Consider the following 17,746-nt stretch of genomic DNA (forward strand, 5'->3'; position numbering starts at 1 on the left):
GTCCTCGTGCCGTCGGGGGTCGAACGGGTGGGGGCCGGCGCGCCCGGGACCGTGTCCGCGGGGCGTTCCGGCCCGACCGAGCATAACGGCGGGACCCGGGCCCGTCAGGGGTCGGGCTCCGATGCCCCGTAGGGGCCCGGCGCCCCGGGGGCCCGCGCCGCCCGGGGGCTCCCGTGTGCGCCCCCGTCCCCGCTCCGGTGCGGGCCGGCGGCCCGCGGCGCGCCGTCGCCCCCCGGTGCCCGGGCGGGCCGGGGCCCGGCCCCGAAGGCGTCGGCGGCCAGCTGCGCGACGTGCCGCACCCCGGGCAGGTCCAGGGCCCAGCCGGTGAACGCCCAGCCCAGGTTCAGGTGGTCCAGCGCGCGGGCCAGGGCAGCTATACCGCTCCAGCGGACCCCCTCGGGGTTCTCGTAGGTGAGCCGGTACAGCACCTCGGGGTGCTCGTGGGCGTGGCGGACCTCCAGGGCGGTGGGGGACCGCGCCTCGATCCACGCGCGCAGCCCCTGGCACAGGGAGCAGTCGGCGGCGACGTAGAGGGTCCCGGCCGCGCGGTGGGGCCAAGGCCGCCACCGGGGCAGCCAGGCCCGCACCCCCGACCGGTAGCGGTCCCAGGCGGGGCCGAAGTCCTCGCGCAGCCGCCCGCCCTCGTGCCAGGCGGCGAACCCGGCGCCGTAGGCGAGGGCGACGGCCGCCCCGACCAGCGGCCGGGGGTCGGCCAGGACGGCCGCCAGGACGAGGTACACGGCGACGACGGTGGTCTGCATGGGGTTGCTCAGGTAGGCGTAGGGCCCGCTGGTGACCAGCCGCCGGGGCGGGTCGTAGGGCAGCGGGGTGCCGCCGCCGACCCGGGCGAACTCGCGGGCGGCGGCCAGCCCCGGCAGGGCGGCGACCGCCAGGAGTTGCAGGGCCGCGGGGGTCCCGCCGGGGACGGCGGCGCCCTCGCCCGGCAGGATGCCCAGTGCCGCCAGGGGGAGCACCACCATCAGGCCGAGGGAGAGCACGGCCTGCGCCCACATCCGCGCCCCCACGGCCTGCCCCCTGCGGGTCCAGTGGGCGAGCAGCAGCGCGGGGATCAGGCACAGGGCCGACCCGGCGAACTCCCCGAGCAGCCAGGCGGGGTGCAGGACCACGACGGGTTCGGCCAGCGGCATGACGATGATGTCGGCCCACACCAGCAGGGCGGTGAGCAGGGGCACCGGCAGGAACCGGAGCAGCACCGCGGGCAGGGCGCCCCACAGCAGCGCCCAGGCGAGGAGCAGGTCGACGGGGATGCCCGCCCACACGGCGCCCTCGGCGTGGAAGGACCACCAGCCCGCGCGCAGCGCGTAGAGGTTGAGCGGGATGAGGGTGAGCAGGGCCCAGGCGGTGGAGACGATCATGGCGGCGGTCTCGCGGGGGCGGGGGGCCCGCCACAGGCACAGGCCGGCCAGCGGCAGCAGCGGTGTGAGCAGGCCGGCGCCGCGGACGAGGAGGGCGGGCAGCTCGGGGTTCACCGTCCGGCCGCCGCGGGGGCGGCGCCGGCCGTGAAGGTGTCGGCGAGGTAGGCGGCGGCCAGGTCGGTGGCGTAGGCCTGGACCGGGCCGAAGTACCAGGACGGCTCGTAGGTGCGGTCGTAGTCGATGGTCCAGTCCATGCGGGTGCCCTCTCCCCGGGCGGTCCAGGTGGCGGTGGCGCGGTGCATGTCCATCCAGCGGGCGAACGCGGTGTCCTCGGTGACCGCGAACACGACCCGGCCTCCGTCGGCGCGGACCTCGCTCTCGACGATCTCCAGCTCCAGGTGGCGCGGGGTGGGCTCGGCGCCGATCCGGAGCGTGGTGCGCGGGGTGAACTCGACGCGGCGGGTGTCGCCGGCCTCCAGGCCGGTGCCGGTGGCGGCGACCGGCTCGGGGAAGGGGACGGCGCGCAGGAACACGGCCTCGAAAGGGCCGTAGGCGGGCGGGGCGGCCAGCGCGGCGGCCACCTGCGCGGGGGTGGCGGAGGTGGTCGCACCGCCCTCGCCCCGGCCCTGGCGCGGGAGCAGGGAGACCCCGGCGACCCCCTCCAGGGCGAGGGCGAAGAGCAGCGGGACGGCGAGGAGCGCCTGGTGGGAGCGGGGGCCGCCGCGCAAGAGGGAGGTGGCGACCGCGGTGACCAGGGCGACCACCCCGTAGAGCAGCGGTGCGGCGATGACCAGGCAGACCACGCCCTCGCCCAGGAGCGGGGCGGACAGGGCGAGGACGACGGTGAGGGCCGCCATGGCGATGCCCGTCCCGCTCCGGGGCCGGGCGGCGAACACCACGAACAGGGCGATGCCGGCGGGCAGGCCCAGGTAGAAGACGGCGGTCTGGTCGAGCCCGCCCCAGTGGGTGAGCCGCAGGGCGACGATCCCCGCGAGGACGGCCAGGACGAGGCCCGCGAGCAGCCAGCGGGATCTGTCGGCGAGGGGGTTCTCGGACACGCCGATCTCCTTGATCGCTTGATTGAATCAATCGGTTTAATCACTCGATTAAACCGTATGATGAAGAAGATCGGAAGCGGCGGAGGGGCGAGGGCATGGCCAGGAGCGGCGGCACGGGGCGGCGGAGCAGCGAGGAGACCCGGGAGAGACTGATCTCGGCGGCCACGGAGACACTGCGCGAGGAGGGCTACTCCGGGGCGTCGGCGCGGGCCATCGCCGCGCGGGCCGAGGCCAACTCGGCGCTGGTCTTCTACCACTTCGGCGGCGTCGACCAGCTGCTGCTGGCCGCGCTGGACCGGTCCAGCGCCGAGCGGATGGCCATGTACCGGGAGCTCACCGCGCCCGCGCGCACCCTGGAGGAGCTGGTGGAGGCGGCGACCCGCATCTACCGCACCGACCTGGAGCGCGGCTTCATCACCGAGTTCTCCGAGCTGGTGGCGGCGGCCGTCACCAAGCCCGAGCTGCGCGAGGAGATCCGCGACCGCGCCGAGCCGTGGGTCGCGTTCGTCGAGGAGGAGTGGGAGCGGGTGCTGGGCGGCTCTCCGCTGGCCCGGCTGCTGCCCGCCCGGGAGGTGGCCTACGGGGCGATCACGTTCTACCTCGGCGTCAACCTGTTCTCGGTGCTGGACGAGGACCACTCGCGCACCGAGGCGGTGTTCGAGCTGGGCGGGCGGCTGGCGCCGCGCGCCCGGCTGCTCACCCTGCGGCTGCCCCGCCGGGGGCGGGGGGCGGGCCGCGCGGAGGAGGAAGGGGAGGAAGGGGAGGCAGGGGTCCAGGAGCCCGAGGGGGCCTGGGAGGCGGAGGAGCCCGGCGGGGGCGCCTCGGACGCCCGGGAACCGTAGGCTGGGACCGCAGCCGAGCACGGGGAGGTCCGATGACGCACGGGATCGACGACATCGAGGTGGCGCCGGGGATCGTCTTCCCCGACACCTCCGACGGGCGCACCCACGTGGCGGGCGCGATCATCGCCGCCCCCGACGGGCGGATCTTCGCGCAGCGGCGCTCCCCCGACCGCAAGGTGTTCCCGCACTGCTGGGACATCGTGGGCGGGCACGTCGAGCCCGGGGAGACCATGCTGGCCGGGCTGGTCCGCGAGGTAGAGGAGGAGACCGGCTGGCGGCTGCGCCGGGTGGAGGCCGAGCTGTTCCGGCTCGACTGGGACCCGGGCGACGGCCTGACCCGGCACGAGGTCGACTACCTGGTGCGGGTGGACGGCGACCTGGACGCGCCCCGGCTGGAGGCCGGCAAGCACACCGAGTTCCTGTGGGTGGACGAGGAGGCGCTGCCGCTGCTGCGGGACGCGCGCGACCCGGGGGACTACTTCATCACCGACATCGTCAAACTCGGCCTGGACGCCGCCCGGGACCGCTGAGCGGTCCGCGCGGCGGGCGGGCGCGGGACCGGACCCGGGCTCAGCGTGCGATCCGCACGTCGGCGGGGTCGTCGGGGTCCCACTCGACGGGCACCCCGCCCCGGACGTGGCCGCCCCCGACCTCCTCGACGTAGGGCAGGCCGTCCACCTCGTAGCGCAGGACGAGGCGGGGGGTGCAGGCGCCCCGGCCCCGTACCTCGCAGTCCACGCCGACGACCTCCGCGGTGCCCCGTTCCTGGTGCTCGGGGCGGTCGGCCAGCGGAGCGGCGATCCCCCACACCGCCGCAGACGCAAGGGCCGCCAGCGCCGGAACCCAGAACCAGCCCGGGCTCAGCGGCCGGAACGGGCGCGGCGGCTCCGGGGCGGGGACGCGCTCGGCCCACCGGTAGGCGGCGCGGACCGCCACGGTCGCGGCGCCCACGACGCACACCGTGGCGGGCACCAGCGGGACGAGGCCCCCGGGGTCGGCGGCCAGGCCGGGCACGTCGCCCAGCGCCAGGGGCAGCGCGGCCAGGGCGGCGGCGAGCGTGAGCAGCGCCGCCGCGCCCAGCGCGGGGCGGGCCGCGGCCCGGCGGGTCCAGCCGCCCGGTTCGGGGCCCCTGACGTGGGTCCTGGCCCGGCGCCAGGCCCAGCCGCCGCGGATCCCGGTGGGCGCCCGGCGGGCGTGCACGGCGAACACCGCCGCGGCCCCGAGCGGGAGCACCCACCAGGGCGTCCACCGGTGGTCGGCCAGGGCCACCTCCCCGGGGTGCCCGTCCAGGACGCGGGCCGCGACCTCGCGCGGGGCGCCGTGCCGGTACGCGCCGTGGGCGCGGGCGGTGACCCGCTCGCCCCCGGCGGCGGTGAAGGACACCACCGGGTCGCCGTGGCGCACCTCCACCACGGTGGCCGCGACGGTGCGGGCGTGGTGCCCGAAGGCCGCGCCGCGTACGAGTTCGGCGGCGGTGAGGTACACGGAGCCTCCCAGCAGGCCGCCCAGGACCACGACGGCGCAGAAGGCGAGGAAGGGGTGCGCCCGGGGGCCGCGCGGGTGCCACAGGGGCAGGCCGCGGTCCCGCTTGAGGCGTTCGAGGAAGGCGAGCAGGGCCGCGCGGTCCGGGTCCGGGTTCCCGTCCTGGTCCTGGCGCGGGTCCGGGTTCCCGTCCTGGTCCTGGTGCGGGTGCGGATGAGGTGCCCCGTCCGGGTCCGGGCGCGGGCCAGGGTCCCCGTGCGGGTGCGGTTGCGGGCCCTGCCGCCCTTCCGGGTGCCGGTCGCCGTGCGGGTCCGCGGCGCCGCCGGTCACGGCGTCCACCTCACGTACTCGGGACGGGCCCTGGACCACTCGACGTCCACGAAGCGCTCCGAGCGCAGGCGCCCGGTGTCCTCGCAGGGGACGTCGAGGGTGGCCCCGTAGGACAGGCCGGCGACCGTGTAGTGCAGGTCGGCCTCGGCCCGGCAGCCGCCGCGCACGTCCCGCTCCCGGACCTCCGACACCAGGGCCGTCCCGGTGTCGGTGGCGGCCATGGCCCGGTGCTCGCGGTACAGGCCCCACGCCCACCCGCCGGCCGCGGCCGTGCCGGCCAGGGCCACGGCGCAGAGCAGGAGGCCGGAGGAGAGCCGCGCGGGGAGCGTGCGCACCTCGGCGGGGACGGTGCGCACCGGGGCGCGGTCGGCGTAGCGCAGCAGGGCCCGCACGCCCAGGAAGGCCCCGGCCGGGAGCAGGAGCCAGGCGGCGGTGAGCGGCGCGACCGCGCCGAGGTCGGGGAAGTCCTCCGTACTCACGGCGGCCAGGACCAGGCCCCGCACGGCCAGGAGGGCTCCGGCCGCGGCGCACAGGGTCCCCGAGACCGCGCCGGCCAGCACCGGGCGCCACAGACGCGCGCCGCGGTCGCGGTCGCGGTCGGGGCGGGGACGGCGGCGACGGCTCCGGGGGGAGGGGCGGCGGCGCCCCCGGTTCCAGGCGGCGCGCAGCCCGGAGGGGCCCCAGACCGCGGGGACGGCGAGGCAGGCCAGGACCGCGAGCAGGACGAACGGCCACGGGGAGAGGTGGTCGGCCAGGACCGCCGCCTCGGGCAGGGAGGGGACGTGCCGGACCGTGACGTCCAGCGGGCCGCCCGGGGCGTGCGCGCCGTGGGCGGCGGCCTCGACGGGGGCGGCGGCGCCGGTGTCGACCAGGACCCGGGGGACGCCGTCGCGGACCTCCTCGATCCGGGCGGGGGCCGGGACCAGCGCGAACCCGCGCACGGCCCACGGGGCGGCCCACGCGCAGAGCAGGGCCGCGAGCACGGCCGCGAAGGGCGTCCACAGCAGCCAGGAGCGGTCGGGGCGGGGTTCGGTGCGGCGGTTCAGGGAGGTCACCTCAGTCGGACGCGGCCGGGGTCGTCGGCATCCCAGACGATAGCGACGGTGCCGTCCTCCAGCAGCCCCTCCCCCGCTCCGCGGCCGACCTCGACGGAGCGGTGGTGGACGATCCCGTCGGCCTCGTAGCGGAGTTCCAGGCGGGGCCGCCCGTCACCGGCGACCACCCCCACCACCTCGGCCGTGCCCGGTACGGGGCGGGACACGGGAGCGGGGGACCCGTACAGGGCCAGGGCGGTGAGCGCGGCGGCGGCCGACAGGGCCAGCGCCGTCCGGGCGGTGCCCCGGGGCAGCGGCCGGAAGGGGCGCGGGAGGCGGGTGAGGGGCCGGTCCTCGGCGTAGCGGAGCGCGGCGCGGACCAGGGCGGCCACTGCGCAGAGCAGCAGCGGGGGCACGGCGGCGAGCGCCGTGTACCCCTGGCCGGAGATCACGGCGGTCCGGTCGGCGGCCGGGACGAGGACCGCGGGGACGGCCGCGAGCGCGGCGAGGACGGCGGCGGTGACCAGCAGCGGGACCACCGGCCGGGGGCGCTCGGCGGGTCCGCGGACGTGGACGCGGAGCCGGCGCACGAACCATCCGGCGCGGAACCCGAGCCGGTGGTGGAGGGAGAAGAGGGCGGCGGAGGCGAGGACGCAGCAGGCCGCCGGGAGCGGCCACCCGGGCCGGGGGGCGTGGTCGGCCGCCCGCGCGACGGCGGGGTCGCCCGCGAGGTGCACGAGGGGGACCGCGTGCTCGGGGTGGGGGCGGTACTCCCCCTCGGCCCAGGTGGTGACGGTCGCGCCGTCGGCGGTCGTGAACACGACCTTGAGCCGGGTGGCGGTGGTCTCCAGCACCGTGGCCCGCACCGGGACGCCCTCCTCGGCGAAGGCGGCACGCCGCAGGGCCGCGCCGGCGAGGTCGGCGAGGACGAGCCCGAGGAGGAGCCCGGCGACCAGGGCGGCCGGCACGACCAGCAGGAGGAAGGCGCAGCCGTGCAGGGGACGGTCGCCCCGGCGGACGCGGTGGTCGGGTTCGAGCCGCGCGAGGAGGTCGGCGTGCGCCTGTCCGGGCCCGTTCACCGCACCCACTCCGCGTGCTCGGGCGCGGCGGCGGGCCACCGCACCCGGATCTCGCCCGCCCCCTCCAGCAGCGGCAGGTCCCCGCACTCCACGTCCAGGGTCGTCCGGTAGGGGAGGCCCGCGACCGTGTAGTCCACCAGGGCCCGGCCCAGGCAGTCCCCGCCGCGGGCCCTGGCCGACCAGGCGTCGACGACCGCGGCGGTGCCCGTGGCGGTCGGGGAGGAGGGCTGTGCCCCGGGCCCCTGCGCCAGGACCGCCGCGAGGCCGCCCGCGCACCCGGTGACCACCGCGGCCGCCCGCAGCGCCCGCACGGCCCCGCGCGGCAGGACGCGGACGCGGGCCGCGGGGCGGGCCTTGACCGGTGCGCGTTCCGCGTACAGGTACAGGGCGCCGACCGCCAGCGCGGCACCCGCCGGGACCAGCAGCCAGGCGAGACAGATCAGCAGGAAGGCGCCCGCGGAGGCGAGGCCCTCGGAGACTGCGGCCAGAGCGCTCCCGAGCACGCCGGCGACCGCACCGGTGAGCAGGGACACCGCGGCGGCGCCCGCCCGCAGTGCGACCGGGACCCGGAGTTCGGCGCCCCCGACCCGGCCGAGCCGGGGGCGGGCGCGCCGTCGGCGCAGCCACGAGGCGCGCAGGCCCCGGGGGGCCCAGACGGCGAGGACGGCCAGGCAGAGCAGGACCGCCGCGGCCACGGGGATCCCGAGGGGGACGTGGTCCCCCATGACCGCGGCCTCGGGGACGAACGGGACGTGCCGGACGGTGACCTCCCAGGGGTCTCCCGGCGTGTAGGACCCGTGGGCCACGACCCGGACGGGCTCCGCCGCGCCGTCGTCGACCAGGACGACCGGCCGCCCCTCCTCGACGGCGACGATCCGGCCCCGGCGGGGCACCACGGCGAACCAGCGCCCGACCCAGGGGGCGACGGCGAACGTCAGGGCGCCGAGCATGGCCGCGAACAGGGAGGTGCCGCCCGCGAAGGACCACACCCGACGGGATGACGGCAGGGCTCCCAGGCGGGCGGCCCGCGCGCGCAGGACGGCCCGCGCCGAGCGGGGCGGCGGGGCGGCCGGGGACGGGCGGGGCGGCGGGGCCGGGCGGCGTGTACGCCGGGGGCGGCGGCGCTTGCGGGTCACCGGACGCCCTCCACGCGGACCAGGCTCGGGTCGTCGGCGTCCCAGGCCACGCGCGCCCGGTCGCCGGGGGCGAAGTCGATGCCCAGGTCGTCCGCGGTCTGGGTGTAGGTCAGGCCGTCCACCTCGTATTCGAGGGCGACCAGGTCGCGGCAGCCCCGGGCCTCGCCCACCGCGTCGCCGCAGCCGGCGGCGACCACGGTCGCGGTCCCCTGTTCGGGGGTGTCGACGTCGCGCGCCATGGACACGGACACCAGCAGCGCGATCGGCGCCGCGACGGCGACCGCGCCCAGCAGCGCCGGGTACACCCCGGAGCCGAACAGCTTCGGCGGGACCGGCTCCCGCGCGGCGGGGGCGCGCTCCAGGTAGCGGAGCGCCCCGCGGAACAGCAGCTCCAGGCCGACGGGGAGCAGGGCGGCGCCGAGCAGGCCCAGGGCCGGGAACAGGTCGCTTCCGTCCCAGGCGCCGAACGCGGCCAGGGACGCGGTGAGCAGCGCCGCCGCGGAGACCGTAACGACTCCGCCGGACACCAGGCGCAGGGCGACGGGGAGGTTCAGCGGGCCCTGCGGCGGACGTCCGTCCGCGCGGGCCCGGACCCGCGCCCGGTACAGGAGGGCGCGCGGCCCGGACGGGTGCCGCAGGACGAGGAGGACGGCGACCGGGAGCAGGGGGACCGCGAGGAGGACGGGCGGCATCCAGAAGGCGCCGTCGACCATCGCCTCCTCCGGCCGGTCGGGCAGGTAGCGGACCGTCACGTCCGGCGGGCCGCCCCGCGGGTGTCCGCCCCGGGCGGCCGTGACGACCCCGGTGCCGTCCGGTGTGGTGAAGGCGACGACGGGCCGTCCGCGGTCGACCTCCAGGACGGTGCCGGGGGCGGTCGCCGAACCGGTCGCGTAGTCCAGGCGCGTGAGGGCGTCGCCCACCCCGAAGGACAGCAGGAGGGCCGCCGCGAAGCCGAAGAAGGGCATGAGGACGGCGACGCGGACGAAGGCCGCACCGGGCTTGGGGCCCGTTTCAGACGGGAGCGGCGTACCGAGGGGGCCCTCTTCGGGTGCGCGGGGGGAACGATTCACGCGGAGTTCCTTCCGGGGGCACGACCGACATCCGCTTTGTCCACTTCATGGACGCGCCCGGCCCCGGATCGGTTTCCTCGGGACCCCCGTGGACGGACCTGATTCCCCGAGGCGCGGCCCCGGCCGGTGGGAACCGGCCGGCTGAGGGACCGGTGGGGTGTCCATGGTGTCAGGCGGGGCGGTGGGCGCGCAGCTCCAGGATGGCCCTGGGGATGCCGTCCAGGAGGTCGGAGGCGCTGATCGGCGCCCCCGCGCGGGCCAGGACGGCGGCCCGCCCGTGCAGGTGGGCGCCGCAGACGGCGGCCTCGGCGGCGGGCAGCCCCGTGGCCAGCAGGGCGCCGGCGATCCCCGACAGGACGTCCCCCGTCCCGGCGGCGGCCAGCAGCGGGGTGCCCGCCGTGTCGGCCGCCACCGGCGCGCCCGGGTGGGCGACGAGGGTGGTGGAGCCCTTGAGCAGCACCGTGCAGTCCAGCTCGCGCGCCGCCCGGGTGGCGTGTTCCAGCCGCCGGGCCTCCACCGCCTCCCGGTCCACGCCCAGCAGCCGGGCCAGCTCGCCCGCATGCGGGGTGAGCAGGGTCGGCGCCGTGCGACCGCGCGCCAGGTCCGCCAGCGGGCCGCCGCCCAGGACGGTGATGGCGTCGGCGTCCACCAGCACCGGCACGTCGCTCTCCAGCACCGCGCGCAGCTCGTCGGCGTTGCCCGGCCGGGTGCCGCGCCCCGGCCCGATGACGACCGCCGCGACCCGGCCCGGGTCCAGGCGGGTGCTGCTCAGCGGGTCCCTGACCTCGGCGACGGCCTCGGGCCAGCGGGCGAGCACCTCGTCGACCACCGCTTCGGCCCCCGCGTGGCGGACCATGCCGACCCCGGTGCGCAGCGCCCCGCCGACGGTGAGCACGGCGGCGCCCCGGTAGGGGGCCGAGCCCGCGCGGACCGCGAGGACGCCCCGGCTGTACTTGTCGGACTCCGGACCCGGGTCGGGCAGCAGGGCGGCGACGTCGGCGTCGTCGAAGGCCACCAGCGCCGGGCCCGGCAGTTCGGGGCCCAGGCCGATGTCCACCCGGTGGACGCGCCCCGCGCGGGCGGCCCCCGGGGCGACGAACAGGCCCGGCTTGTGGGTGCCGAACGTGACGGTGACGTCGGCGCGGACGGCGGCCCCGGCCACCTCGCCGGTGTCGGCGTCCACCCCGCTGGGCAGGTCGACGGCGACCACCCGGGCGGGGGCGTTGGCGGCCAGCGCGGCCAGGGCGGCGAAGGGGGGACGCAGCCCGCCGCGTCCGCCGATGCCGAGCAGGCCGTCCACGACGAGGTCGGCGTCGAACAGGGCGTCCTCGGCCGCGCCGGCGGGGACGGTGCGCCCGCCCGCGGCCCGCAGGGCGGCCATGCCCCCCTCGTGGACCCGGTCCGCGGCCGGGACGGCGCGGACGGCCGCCCCCCGGGCGGCCAGGGCGGCCCCCGCGTAGAGGGCGTCGCCGCCGTTGTCCCCCGCGCCGACGAGCAGGACCACCCGGGACCCGTACACGCGCGGCAGGAGGCGGGCGCACTCCGCGGCCAGGCCCGCGGCGGCGCGGCGCATCAGCGCCCCCGCGGGGAGCCCGGCCATGAGCGCGGCCTCGGCCTCGCGGACGACGCCGACGGTGTGTGCGTGGCGCACGGGCGGACCTCCCCGGATCGTGGCGGAAGCACCATCGTGCCGTATGGGGGCACGGGGACGCAGGAGGCGCCACTCGGGGATTTTCCCAGCGGATATCACCATTCGACTACACAACGGAGTGCCTCCTTGACACAATGGAGTCATGCCACGACCGAGCAAGTACGTGTCACGGTCCGACCTCGGCTGGGGCCCCTCCCCGGCCGGCAGCGCGAATCCCCGATCAGGCCTCGTCGTCCACTACGACAGCGTCGACCAGAACCTCGCGGGCAAAGACCACTCGGCCTGCGTCGCCTACTGGAAGAGCACGCGGAGCTTCCACACCGGGCCGAGCAGGGGCTGGGCGGACATCGGCTACTGCGTCGACGAGACGACGGAGATCCTCACCGAGGACGGCTGGCGGGGCTTGGGGGCCCTCGCCCCCGGCGACCTCGTCCTGACCCTGGACCACACCACCGGCCTGTCCCGCTGGCAGCCCCTGACGGCGGTCAACGTGTTCCCCGCGGTGCCGCGGGAGCTGCTCCTCATGGAGGGGCGCGACCACTCGTCCCTGACCACCCCGGGCCACCGCTGGCCGGTGGAGCGCAGGACCGGCAGACCGGGCCGGGACCCGCGCCCGGGCGGCGGGTACGCCCCCGCCTGGACGACCAGCGGGGAGCTGACCGTCCGCGACCGGATCCGCACCGCCGCGTCCTGCGCGGACCTGCCGGGGCAGGCCAAGTGGCCCGACGCGCTGGTGGAGCTGGTGGCCTGGGCGTGGCCGGTGCCGGGCGGGCGGACGGTCCTGCGCCTGCCGCTGCGGCGCCGGGCCGGGGACCCGGCCCGGGTGCGCGCCGCCCTGCACGCGCTGTTCGGCCCGCCGTCGCCCGGGTCCGCGGACTCCGGGCCGCCGAACGGGGCCGCCTGGTGGGAGGAGCACACCGCGGCGGAGGCGGTGTTCCGGCTGTCCGCGGGCGCCGACGGAGCCCTGGCCGAGCAGATGCCCCAAAGGGTGCCCTCGCACGCGTTCCTGCGGTCGCTGACCCGGGCCCAGCTCGACCTCTTCCTGGGGGTCACCATGGCGGCGGCCGGGAGGGACGGCCGGTTCCTGGACCGGCCGGACGAGGCGGGTGCGGAGGCGTTCCGGTTCGCCGCCCTGCTGGCCGGGCGGACGGCGTCGGTGCGCGGCGTCCCGCTCGGCGGGTGGCGGGTGGAGCTGTCGGGCGAGCAGAGCTTCAGCCCCCGCGCGGTGGCGGCGCGCACCGACGGGTTCACCGTCGAGCGGGTCCGCCACTGGGGGCCCGTCTGGTGCCCGACCACCCCGGACGGCACGTGGATGGCCCGGCGGGCGGGCACCGCGTACTTCACCGGGAACTCGTTCATGGCCTGCGCGCACGGCCATGTGCTGGAGGGGCGCGGGCTGTACCGCGTCCAGGCCGCCCAGCCGGGCGGCAACTCCTCGCACTACAGCGTCACGCTGGCGACCGGGCCCAAGGACCGCGTCACCCCCGAGCAGATCGAGGCGGTCCGGCAGTTGCGGCAGTGGCTGATGGAGCCGGACACCTCCATCTCCGGCAAGGTCCTGGGCCACCGGGACTTCATCGCCACCTCCTGTCCCGGCGACAAGGCCTACCGGATGGTCCGGGACGGCACCTTCGCCAAGCCCCCGAGCGGATCCGAAGGAGACGACGACATGCCCAGGCACCGCAGGTTCGAGAAGGACGAGGCCCAGGAGCTGGCCCCGCAGGCGTGGACCAGCCTCAAGTTCGACCGGCGCCACGACGGGCACGCCGGCGACCTGTACGCGCTGGTCGGCACGGACGAGCCGGACGGCGCGCTGTACGACCTGTCGGTGGGGGTGACGTTCCAGGGGCTGACGCCGGGCACGGAGGTGCAGCTGCGCGCCACCGAGTACGAGCCCGACGGGAAGGGGGGCTGGCAGGTGGCCCGCAACCGCCCCGTCGACTCCCCGGTGCACGCGGGGGGCAACGGCCACTTCACCTACGCGTGGAAGGGCAACCTGGCGGCGGGCCGCCGGGTGCGGGTGCGGCTGGTCCAGAACGGGGACGGCCCGGCCAGCGTCACGCGGGCCACCGCGGAGGTCTTCTACTGGCCGAAGTGACCGGTGACACGGGTGCGCCCGGTGGTTGATCGGCGCCCCCCGGGGCCGGATGCTGGACGCGACCGGTGACCGGCCCCGAGGAGGCCCCATGCCCGAGCACCACCGCTTCACGAAGGACACCCGCGCCACCCTGCCGCCGGCGGTCTGGCACGACATCGAGTTCGACGGGGGCGGGAGGGACGGGGGCCCGGCGCTGGCGGCGGAGGGGCGCTACGACCTGTCGGTGGGGGTGACCCTGATGGGCATCACCCCCGGCACGGAGGTGCAGCTGCGCGCGGTGGAGTTCGACGCGGGCGGCGACCCGGTCTCCGAGCGCCCGGCCGGGAGCGAGGTGCACGCGACCGGGCGGGGCAGGTTCGCCTACTCGTGGAAGGGCACGGTGCCCGCGGGCGGCCGGGTGGGGGTGCGGGTGATCCAGTTCGGCCAGGCCGACGCCCACCTGGTGGAGGCCGAGGCGGACGTCTTCACCTGGCCGCTCTGACCCGCCCGGCCGCTCCGGACGGCCGCCGCGCGCACCGGCTACCACTCGCAGCCGACCCCGTCGCCGTCGCGGTCCAGGTGCGATCCGTACCCGGGGTCGCCCCGACGGACGGGCGCCGCCCCGGCGGCGCGGGCCGCGTCGCAGTTCTGGAAGTGGACGGGGGCACCGCCGCCGTCGTCGTCGCCCCCGCCGCCTCCCTCACCGCCGCCGCCGCTCTCGGGGCGCTCGGTCACGGTCTCGGTGACGGTGACCGTCTCGGTCGCGGTGACCTCCACCTCGACCTCCTCGCGCTCCGTCTCCGTGGCGGTCTCGGTGACCGTCGCGGAGACCGTGGCGGTGACGGGCACGGGGGCCGCGGTTCCGGTCCCGCCGCCGCCCAGGGCCGCGGCGCAGGAGCCGATGAAAACCGCGAAGACCAGGGCGCCCCCGCAGCCGAGGAGACCGAGGCCGATCTTGCCGCCGCGGGGCAGGGGGGCGCCGGCGGGCGCGGACGGCGGGTACGCAGGTGAGGTCATGACCGCTCCAGGGGGATGGGGCGACGGAGCGGGCATCGCGGTGTTCTCGGGCCGGGTGGGGACACCGGGACCGTGGTCAACGAACGTATCCGAACACAGTGCCCCATGTCCGGCTTATCGCAAAAGATGCATGAATGCAGGCACTCCTGCCGCGTCCGCCCCCCCGGGCGGCCGGCGGCACGGGCCCCTGCCGCCGCACCGGCCGCGCGCCCCACCGCGGGCCGGCCCTCCCGCACCGCCCCGCCGGACGGGCCGGGACCGGACGGAGAGCGGGCGCCCCGACCACCACGGACCTAACAGGCCCGCGCCCGGAATGGCCCCGGCGAACGGCACGGAACCGGGCGGAGAACGGGCGCACCCCGCGCCCCGGCAGGCCCGCGCCCGGGACCGCAGCGGAAGCGGGGCCCCGGGGGCCGCCCGCCCGCCCCGGGTGCCTCGCCGGGGCGGCGGGGCCTACAGCCGGTTCCAGGCCTCGGTGAGGACCTTGCGCAGGACCGACTCGATCTCCTCGAACTGCTCGGGGCCGCAGATGAGCGGCGGGGAGAGCTGGACGACCGGCTCGCCGCGGTCGTCCGCGCGGCAGATGAGCCCCGCGTCGAACAGCGCGCCCGACAGGAAGCCCTTGAGCAGCCGGTGCGACTCCTCGGCGGTGAACGTCTCCTTGGTCTCCTTGTCCTTCACCAGCTCGATTCCGTAGAAGAACCCGTCGCCGCGCACGTCGCCGACGATCGGCAGGTCCAGCAGCTTCTCCAGGGTCGCCCGGAACACCGGCGCGTTGCGCCGCACGTTGTCGAGGACGCCCTCGCTCTCGAACAGATCGAGGTTGGCCAGCGCGGCGGCGGCGGCCACCGGGTGCCCGGCGAAGGTGATGCCGTGCAGGAAGCTGGCGCCCTCCTCCCGGAACGGCTCCATCAGCCGCTCCCGGGCGACCATGCCGCCCAGCGGGACGTAGCCGCTGGTGGCGCCCTTGGCGAAGGTGATGATGTCCGGCACGTACCCGTACCTCGTCGCGCCGAAGTACTCCCCCAGCCGCCCGAACGCGCAGATGACCTCGTCGGACACCATGAGCACGCCGTAGCGGTCGCAGATCTCGCGGACCCGCCGCAGGTACCCGGGCGGCGGCGGGAAGCAGCCGCCGGAGTTCTGCACGGGCTCCACGTACACCGCGGCGATGGTGTCCGGGTCGTTCTGGAGGATCGCCTCCTCGATCCGGTCGGCGGCCCACCGGCCGAACGCCTCGGCGTCGTCGCCGTGGTGCGGCGCCCGGTAGAAGTTCGTGTTGGGCACCTGGAGGGTGCTGGGGACCAGCGGCTCGAACGGGGTCTTGATGCCCTGGAGGCCGGTGATGGACAGCGCGCCCATGCTGGTGCCGTGGTAGGCGATGCGCCGGCTGATCACCTTGTGCCGGGTGGGCTCGCCGATCGCCTTGAAGTACTGGCGGGCCAGCTTCCACGCGGACTCCACGGCCTCGGAGCCGCTGGTGGTGAAGAAGACCCGGTTCAGGTCGCCGGGGGCCAGGGAGGCGATCCGCTCGGCGAGTTCGACGGCCCTGGGGTGGGCGTACGTCCAGATCGGGAAGTAGGCCAGCTCGCGGGCCTGCGCGGCGATGGCGTCGGCGATCTCGGTGCGCCCGTGGCCGACCTGGGTGACGAAGAGCCCGGCGAGCCCGTCGAGGTACCGCTTGCCCCTGTCGTCGTAGACGTACGCGCCCTCACCGCGGCTGATGACGGGGACGTCGGCGCCGTCGTAGGCGGCCATCTCGGTGAAGTGCATCCACAGGTGGTCCCTGGCGGCCCGCTGGAGGTGCTCAGGGCTCGTGTGCGCTGCCACTCGGTGCTCCAAGTCTCGTCGTGTGTCGCGGGGACCGCGCGCGGATCTCCCCCGGGGTCCCGTGCACGACCCTCTCAATAGAAATAGTCGCACCCATCCACGTTCTGTCAAGTATCCGTTGAGAAACCTAATCTTTACAACGGAATCCATTGGTACATCTTGATCTCGCTGTTGACGGGTGGCAGTGTGGCAGATCACAGCGCTCTGCGCGCGCGCCCCAACCGCCACGTCGGCGCACCGACGCGCCGACCGACCCGGGAGCACAGCACCGTGACCCAAGACCTGCGCAACTTCGTCAACGGCGAATACGTGGACACGGCCGACGGAATCCGCAGCGACCTCGTCGACCCGGCCACCGGCGAGGTGTTCGCCACCGCCCCGGTCTCCACGGCCGAGGACGTCGACGCCGCGTTCCAGGCCGCCCGCGCCGCCTTCGAGGGAGGGTGGCGCGATCAGACCCCCGCCGAGCGCCAGATCGCCCTCAACAGGTTCGCGGACCGGGTGGAGGAACGCGCCGACGACCTCGTCGCCGCCGAGGTCCGCAACTGCGGCAAGCCCGTGGGGCTCACCAGGAGCGAGGAGATCGCGCAGGTGCTGGACGCCCTGCGCTTCTTCGCCGGCGCCACGCGCAACCTGGAGGGCCGGGCCGCCGGGGAGTACCTGGCCGACCACACCTCCTGGATCCGCCGCGAGCCCCTGGGCGTCGTCGGGCAGATCACCCCGTGGAACTACCCGATGGCCATGGCCGCCTGGAAGATCGGCCCCGCCCTGGCCGCGGGCAACAGCATCGTCCTCAAGCCCTCCGACACCACCCCGGTCTCCACCCTGCTGCTGGCGGAGATCGCCGCCGAGTTCCTCCCGCCGGGCGTGTTCAACGTGGTCGCGGGCGACCGCGACACCGGCCGCGCCCTGGTCGAGCACCCGGTCCCGGGCCTGATCTCCCTCACCGGCTCCACCCGGGCCGGGTACGAGGTGGCGCGGTCCGGGTCCAAGGACCTCAAGCGCCTGCACCTGGAGCTGGGCGGCAAGGCCCCGGTCATCGTGTTCGACGACGCCGACATCGAGCGGGCCGCCGCGGGCATCGCCGAGGCCGGGTACTTCAACGCCGGGCAGGACTGCACCGCCGCCACCCGGGTGCTCGCCGCCCCGGGGATCCACGACGACCTGGCGGCGGCCCTGGCCGAGCAGGCCCGCGGCACCGTCACCGGACCGCCGAGTGACACCGGCGCCGCGTTCGGACCGGTCAACAACGCGGACCAGCTCGCGCGGGTGAGCGGCTTCCTGGACCGCGCCCCCGACCACGCCGAGGTGCTGGCGGGCGGCTCCCGGGTCGGGGAGAAGGGCTACTTCTACGCCCCGACCGTCGTCTCGGGCCTGCGCCAGGGCGACGAGCTGGTCACCGACGAGATCTTCGGACCGGTCATCACCGTGCAGAGGTTCACCGACGAGGACACCGCGGTCGCGTGGGCCAACTCGGTGGAGTACGGGCTGGCCTCCAGCGTGTGGACCAGGGACCACGCCCGGGCGCTGCGCGTCTCGCGCCGCCTCGACTTCGGGTGCGTGTGGATCAACACCCACATCCCCATCACCGCGGAGATGCCGCACGGCGGCTTCAAGCACTCGGGGTACGGCAAGGACCTGTCCATGTACTCCTTCGACGAGTACACCCGCGTCAAGCACGTCATGAGCTACATCGGCGAGTGACGCCCGGGCCGGTCCGCCCGGGCGGACCGGCCGCTTCCCGGTACGGATCGAGCGAGCGAC

General features: G+C 76.7%; 15 protein-coding genes. 5 read left to right on the plus strand and 10 right to left on the minus strand.

Annotated features, from left to right (window positions below):
- Positions 1-104: 104 nt before the first annotated feature.
- Complete coding sequence (locus tag BUE45_RS25560) at positions 105-1,490, minus strand: methyltransferase (protein ID WP_073382756.1); 1,386 nt, start codon at positions 1,488-1,490, stop codon at positions 105-107.
- Entirely contained in the window at positions 1,487-2,440 is a 954-nt protein-coding gene (locus tag BUE45_RS25565) for a hypothetical protein (RefSeq protein ID WP_073382759.1), read from the minus strand. The genes BUE45_RS25560 and BUE45_RS25565 overlap by 4 nt, the downstream gene beginning before the upstream one ends.
- Before the next feature lie 89 nt (positions 2,441-2,529).
- On the opposite strand from BUE45_RS25565, the gene BUE45_RS25570 reads away from it, so the two are divergent.
- Both BUE45_RS25570 and BUE45_RS25575 read left to right on the plus strand, forming a co-directional pair.
- Positions 2,530-3,276: a TetR family transcriptional regulator gene (locus tag BUE45_RS25570; RefSeq protein WP_084737842.1), complete on the plus strand. Its 747-nt coding sequence runs from the start codon at positions 2,530-2,532 to the stop codon at positions 3,274-3,276.
- A 32-nt stretch (positions 3,277-3,308) separates the two neighbouring features.
- Positions 3,309-3,806: an NUDIX domain-containing protein gene (locus BUE45_RS25575; RefSeq protein WP_073382761.1), complete on the plus strand. Its 498-nt coding sequence runs from the start codon at positions 3,309-3,311 to the stop codon at positions 3,804-3,806.
- A 40-nt stretch (positions 3,807-3,846) separates the two neighbouring features.
- Here BUE45_RS25575 and BUE45_RS25580 read toward each other — a convergent pair whose 3' ends face one another.
- From BUE45_RS25580 to BUE45_RS25605, 6 genes are all read right to left on the minus strand, one after another.
- Complete coding sequence (locus BUE45_RS25580; protein WP_073382764.1) at positions 3,847-5,097, minus strand: hypothetical protein; 1,251 nt, start codon at positions 5,095-5,097, stop codon at positions 3,847-3,849.
- Positions 5,085-6,143, minus strand: a complete 1,059-nt coding sequence (locus BUE45_RS25585; protein WP_073382766.1) for a hypothetical protein — start codon at positions 6,141-6,143, stop codon at positions 5,085-5,087. The genes BUE45_RS25580 and BUE45_RS25585 overlap by 13 nt, the downstream gene beginning before the upstream one ends.
- Positions 6,140-7,201 (minus strand): hypothetical protein, encoded by a 1,062-nt coding sequence (locus BUE45_RS32715; protein ID WP_073382769.1) that lies wholly within the window; start codon positions 7,199-7,201, stop codon positions 6,140-6,142. Before BUE45_RS32715 ends, BUE45_RS25585 begins: the two co-directional genes overlap by 4 nt.
- The gene (locus BUE45_RS25595; protein ID WP_143173479.1) at positions 7,198-8,337 is read right to left on the minus strand and encodes a hypothetical protein; all 1,140 of its coding nucleotides are present in this window, start codon (positions 8,335-8,337) and stop codon (positions 7,198-7,200) included. The genes BUE45_RS32715 and BUE45_RS25595 overlap by 4 nt, the downstream gene beginning before the upstream one ends.
- Positions 8,334-9,407, minus strand: a complete 1,074-nt coding sequence (locus tag BUE45_RS25600; protein ID WP_143173480.1) for a hypothetical protein — start codon at positions 9,405-9,407, stop codon at positions 8,334-8,336. Before BUE45_RS25600 ends, BUE45_RS25595 begins: the two co-directional genes overlap by 4 nt.
- Positions 9,408-9,576: 169 nt before the next feature.
- Entirely contained in the window at positions 9,577-11,058 is a 1,482-nt protein-coding gene (locus BUE45_RS25605; protein ID WP_073382777.1) for an NAD(P)H-hydrate dehydratase, read from the minus strand.
- A 142-nt stretch (positions 11,059-11,200) separates the two neighbouring features.
- Between BUE45_RS25605 and BUE45_RS25610 the strand changes: the two genes are divergently transcribed.
- Positions 11,201-13,156, plus strand: coding sequence for an N-acetylmuramoyl-L-alanine amidase (locus BUE45_RS25610; RefSeq protein ID WP_073382779.1), 1,956 nt, complete (start codon positions 11,201-11,203; stop codon positions 13,154-13,156).
- A gap of 88 nt (positions 13,157-13,244) precedes the next feature.
- Positions 13,245-13,637 (plus strand): hypothetical protein, encoded by a 393-nt coding sequence (locus BUE45_RS25615; RefSeq protein ID WP_073382782.1) that lies wholly within the window; start codon positions 13,245-13,247, stop codon positions 13,635-13,637.
- A gap of 38 nt (positions 13,638-13,675) precedes the next feature.
- Here the strand turns inward: BUE45_RS25615 and BUE45_RS25620 are convergent, their stop codons facing one another.
- On the minus strand, positions 13,676-14,152 hold the full coding sequence (locus BUE45_RS25620; RefSeq protein ID WP_073382785.1) for an excalibur calcium-binding domain-containing protein: 477 nt from the start codon (positions 14,150-14,152) through the stop codon (positions 13,676-13,678).
- 453 nt (positions 14,153-14,605) lie between these two features.
- Positions 14,606-15,982 (minus strand): aspartate aminotransferase family protein, encoded by a 1,377-nt coding sequence (locus BUE45_RS25625; RefSeq protein ID WP_073382788.1) that lies wholly within the window; start codon positions 15,980-15,982, stop codon positions 14,606-14,608.
- A gap of 270 nt (positions 15,983-16,252) precedes the next feature.
- Here BUE45_RS25625 and BUE45_RS25630 point away from each other — a divergent pair, with 270 nt between their 5' ends.
- On the plus strand, positions 16,253-17,686 hold the full coding sequence (locus BUE45_RS25630) for a gamma-aminobutyraldehyde dehydrogenase (RefSeq protein ID WP_073382791.1): 1,434 nt from the start codon (positions 16,253-16,255) through the stop codon (positions 17,684-17,686).
- Positions 17,687-17,746: the final 60 nt, after the last annotated feature.

Source organism: Nocardiopsis flavescens, from assembly GCF_900141985.1.
GTDB lineage: Bacteria > Actinomycetota > Actinomycetes > Streptosporangiales > Streptosporangiaceae > Nocardiopsis > Nocardiopsis flavescens.